Below are 3941 nucleotides of genomic sequence, written 5' to 3'. Positions count from 1 at the left end.
CAGCTGTCACCGGTAGAGTTTGAAAAGCGTTACGCAGCGAGCCTGGAGAGTGTCTAGGAAACCCGGGGCGATTCATGGTGAACCAGGCCCGACTCTGCATCGGCACCGATATGGGCCTTCATCCCGAAGAAATATTGGTTACCTTTCTTGGTCTGGTGCATCTCGGGATCGCGCTTACCATCTTCGTTCTTGGTCGAACTGGGGGCATGAATAATGGTGGCGTCGACGATGGTGCCCTGACGCAGCGACAGGCCCTTTTCCTGCAAGTAACCGTTGATGACCGCAAGGATCGCTGGCGCCAGTTGATGCTTTTCCAGGAGGTGCCTGAAGTTCATGATCGTGGTGTCTTCGGGGATCGGCGCGCTCAGCGTCAGGCGTGCAAACTGACGCATGGGCGTGATTTCGTAGAGCGCTTCTTCCATGGCCGGATCGCTCAGGGAGAACCAGTTCTGCAACAGATGGATGCGCAGCATGGTTTCCAGCGGATACGGTTTACGGCCACCACCGGCCTTGGGGTAGAACGGCTCGATCAGCCCCAGCAGGCCTATCCAGGGCACGACCTGATCCATCTCGGCGAGGAAGCGTTCGCGGCGTGTCTGCTTACGTTTTCCTGCGTATTCGAAATCGGAAAAACTCATCTGGCTCATGGGCAGCTCGGATCAGGTTGTTAGGCGTATTTCAGCACAGTTGAAGACTTGTTCGGAGATTCCCTAGGTTACTTCCGCGAAGAGTTTGTTGTTCGGCGCCAATGGCTCAGTGAGCGCAGTTATATCGATTTGGTCGCCCTGTGCCAGTTTCTGCCAGGGCCTGCCAGTAGCCAGGTAGGCATAGGTTTGGGGCTATCGCGTGCTGGTTTCTCTGGAGCAGTTGCCGCGTGGGCTGGGTTTACACTGCCATCGGCAATAATCCTCGTTTTGTTTGCGCAAGGGATGTCCGCGTGGGGAAATGCATTCCCAAGCGGTCTTTTGCACGGACTTAAGATCGTCGCGGTTGCTGTTGTTGCTCAAGCCGTCTGGGGAATGGCGCGCAATATTTGTACTGATGTACCCAGGGTAACCATCGCTGTGTTTGCAGCTTGCGCAGCACTCATCTGGCCAAATGCCTGGGGGCAGATCGCCGTGATTATCTGCAGTGCTGTCATCGGTCTGATGCTTTTCAAGCCTGCTCAACAGCATACTGCTGAGCCCCTTCCAATATCAGTTAGCCGAAAAGTAGGTCTGGTATCGTTGGTGGTGTTCTTTGGCTTATTGGTAGGCCTACCATTTTTGATCCAGGTTTGGCCCTCTGAAGCACTAGCTATGACGAATGCCTTTTTCCGAGCAGGGTCATTAGTTTTTGGAGGGGGGCATGTTGTACTACCGTTACTTCAGTCTGCGACCGTATTCAACGGATGGGTAACCAACGACACATTCATTGCTGGGTATGGCTTAGCGCAGGCCGTACCGGGCCCGCTCTTTACCTTCGCAGCATTTCTCGGAGCGTCCATGAACGCCCAACCCTCTGGTTGGATCGGAGCTACGGTATGCCTGGTCGCTATCTTCGCACCTTCATTCCTACTCGTAATCGGCGTGCTGCCATTCTGGGAGCAACTACGACATAGTTTTCGCACCCAATCGGCCCTTGCAGGAATTAATGCGGGAGTAGTAGGGCTACTCTTGGCGGCCTTATATAACCCAGTCTGGACGAGTGCAATTTTGAAACCTCAAGACTTCGGTTTGGCGCTGATAGCCCTTGTCGCCCTAATGTTTTGGAGGGTTCCCCCATGGGTAGTCGTCTTGGGCAGTGGAATGCTTGGATGGTGGCTCAGCGGTGTACTTTGAAAGCAAGCATCAGCCAAAGGTATCTTGATCTGTATAGGAGGTTATTGATGTCAGTAGCGCGGATGCTATAGGATCTTATCAGGAGATGGCATTCCTCCTTTAACCGCCTTGTGCTGATGATGCCTACGTGAACCCTAGACAGGGTGCGTAGGTGTGGCTCCCTGTCCCTAATTTAGGACAGGATATGATCTTACTTTTCGTGCTTCGCCCATCTTACAGCGCTGTCCCTCTGCATGCTTGGCCCTCCAGGTTTGGTAAGGAGTGCTCGTCATGCTGAAATCATTGATCGTCATTGCCATCGGCGCCTCAGTTGGTGCTTGGTTACGCTGGCTTTTGGGTATAAAGCTGAACGCTCTATTTCCTACGATTCCTCCCGGGACTATAGTCGCGAACATGGTCGGGGGTTATCTCATAGGGCTGACCATCGCCTTCTTGGCTGCATCGCCTTCGCTCAGCCCTGAATGGCGCCTCCTGATCATCACCGGATTCTGTGGTGGTCTTACCACTTTTTCTACATTTTCAGCCGAAACAGTCACCTTGATTCAGGAGGGAAAACTGCTCTGGGCGCTTGGCTCAATTTCGTTGCACGTGGTTGGTTCGCTGGCGATGACCGCTGCAGGGCTTCTTTCATACCAAGTGATTGGTACTCGCTGAGGAGATAGACATGAAAGGCTTTATGGTCGTTTTCTTTACTCAACGTAACCGTCGCTATCAGAGAATGATGTTAGGCGAATGGATAGTCGATTTGCCAAAAGAAATGAGCCCACTTGGGAGAGATCCGTCCGACGCAACCACTTCTACAACATCGGAGGTATGAACATGAGCTACGCGGACATTCCTGCTGGTAACGCGATCCCCGATGACTTCTTCACAGTTATTGAGATCCCTGCAAACCACTCGCCGATCAAGTACGAGGTCGACAAGCAGAGCAGACAGATCTTCGTTGACCGCTTCCTAAGCACACCGATGTTCTATCCGGCCAACTACGGGTTCATTCCAAATACGTTGAGCGATGACGGAGATCCTCTTGACGTCCTGGTGGTTTGCCCTTATCCCGTCTCACCTGGAGTTGTAATCCGCAGTCGCCCGGTGGGTGTGATGTACATGACTGACGAAGCCGGAGCGGATGCCAAGGTGATCGCTGTGCCTCATGAAAAACTCAGCTCGATGTACAACGACGTAAAGGAGTGCTCAGACCTCCCTGCGCTACTCCTCGCACAGATCAAGCACTTCTTTGAAAACTACAAAGCATTGGAGCCGGGTAAGTGGGTGAAGATGGGGCGTTGGGGGAGCGCGGATGAGGCGCGGGAAGAGATTCGCAAGTCGGTAGCTGCGTATATTCCCAAGTAGGTTTCACTCCAAATTGAAAGCATCAGCCGGGAGTCAGAACTGAGGGGCAAGTGATTTGCCTCTCAGTCGCTCGGGACATCAAATGTCGAGGGAACCACACGCATAGAAAAGTGGATGGCTATGCTGCGCATGACTCAACTCAATCAAAGTCATTCCAGAATATCGGCCTTTGATAACCCACTTATGGGGTCGCGCTAGCATGCATTTGACGATTTCCTATTTGACTAAGGTGATTGGTATATCTGAGAGCTGAATCACCTTTGCCGCGACAGAGCCCAGAAAGATCCCTGCAAGAAAGCCGTTGCCATGTGAGCCTAGGATGATGTTGTTACATCCTAAAGAGTGTGAGCACGCCACGATTTGGCTTGCTGCATCGCCTTGTAAGGTGTGAAGTGTAAATGCAACCCCTTCCTGCTTCAGAAGCACCCCAGCTTTTTGTGAGCTCTCAGCACTTTTATCACCGTAGTAACGATCAATCTCATCCGCTCTCATGTCGTGTGCAATTCGAGTTGGTAACAGTGGCTGTACATTCACCAGATGTACCTCAACACTACCGCCCAGTAATCCGCCATCTTGGATTAGCCCAATAAGGTAACGCACTGCGCGCTCCGAGTGCTCGGAGCCATCGACAGCTACAAGTATTTTATGCATTTTCTAAATCCTCTTTCAGTGGCATGAAGATGCTTGTCGTTAGGGAGCCGCTGAACAATTAACCCGTTCGTAGCGCCCCCCTCTTTCAAGCCGTATTTTTCAACCTACCGGCCTTATTCT

Annotated in this window: 3 protein-coding genes, 2 pseudogenes and 1 riboswitch; of the genes and pseudogenes, 3 read left to right on the top strand and 2 right to left on the bottom strand. The window is 52.3% G+C overall.

The features are described 5' to 3' along the window. Positions 1-77 precede the first annotated feature (77 nt). Positions 78-647: pseudogene (locus GHO03_RS23800) on the bottom strand (IS5 family transposase); the annotation flags it as partial. A 63-nt stretch (positions 648-710) separates the two neighbouring features. On the opposite strand from GHO03_RS23800, the pseudogene chrA reads away from it, so the two are divergent. From chrA to ppa, 3 genes and pseudogenes are all read left to right on the top strand, one after another. Beyond that, positions 711-1820, top strand: a pseudogene (chrA, locus tag GHO03_RS23795) (chromate efflux transporter); the annotation flags it as partial. Positions 1821-1892: 72 nt separating this feature from the next. Beyond that, a riboswitch (Fluoride riboswitch) is annotated at positions 1893-1953 on the top strand. Positions 1954-2090: 137 nt separating this feature from the next. Continuing rightward, the gene (crcB, locus tag GHO03_RS23790; protein ID WP_095025398.1) at positions 2091-2474 is read left to right on the top strand and encodes a fluoride efflux transporter CrcB; all 384 of its coding nucleotides are present in this window, start codon (positions 2091-2093) and stop codon (positions 2472-2474) included. A gap of 165 nt (positions 2475-2639) precedes the next feature. Next, positions 2640-3170, top strand: coding sequence for an inorganic diphosphatase (ppa, locus tag GHO03_RS23785; RefSeq protein ID WP_095025397.1), 531 nt, complete (start codon positions 2640-2642; stop codon positions 3168-3170). A 216-nt stretch (positions 3171-3386) separates the two neighbouring features. Here ppa and GHO03_RS23780 read toward each other — a convergent pair whose 3' ends face one another. Beyond that, positions 3387-3821, bottom strand: coding sequence for a universal stress protein (locus GHO03_RS23780; protein ID WP_095019788.1), 435 nt, complete (start codon positions 3819-3821; stop codon positions 3387-3389). Positions 3822-3941: the final 120 nt, after the last annotated feature.

Origin of the sequence: Pseudomonas sp. FSL R10-1339 (assembly GCF_009600545.1) — a bacterium.
GTDB classification, from domain to species: Bacteria; Pseudomonadota; Gammaproteobacteria; order Pseudomonadales; family Pseudomonadaceae; genus Aquipseudomonas; species Aquipseudomonas bubulae.
Note: the sequence above shows the minus strand (reverse complement) of the source record. Positions and strands in the feature narration are given on the sequence as shown.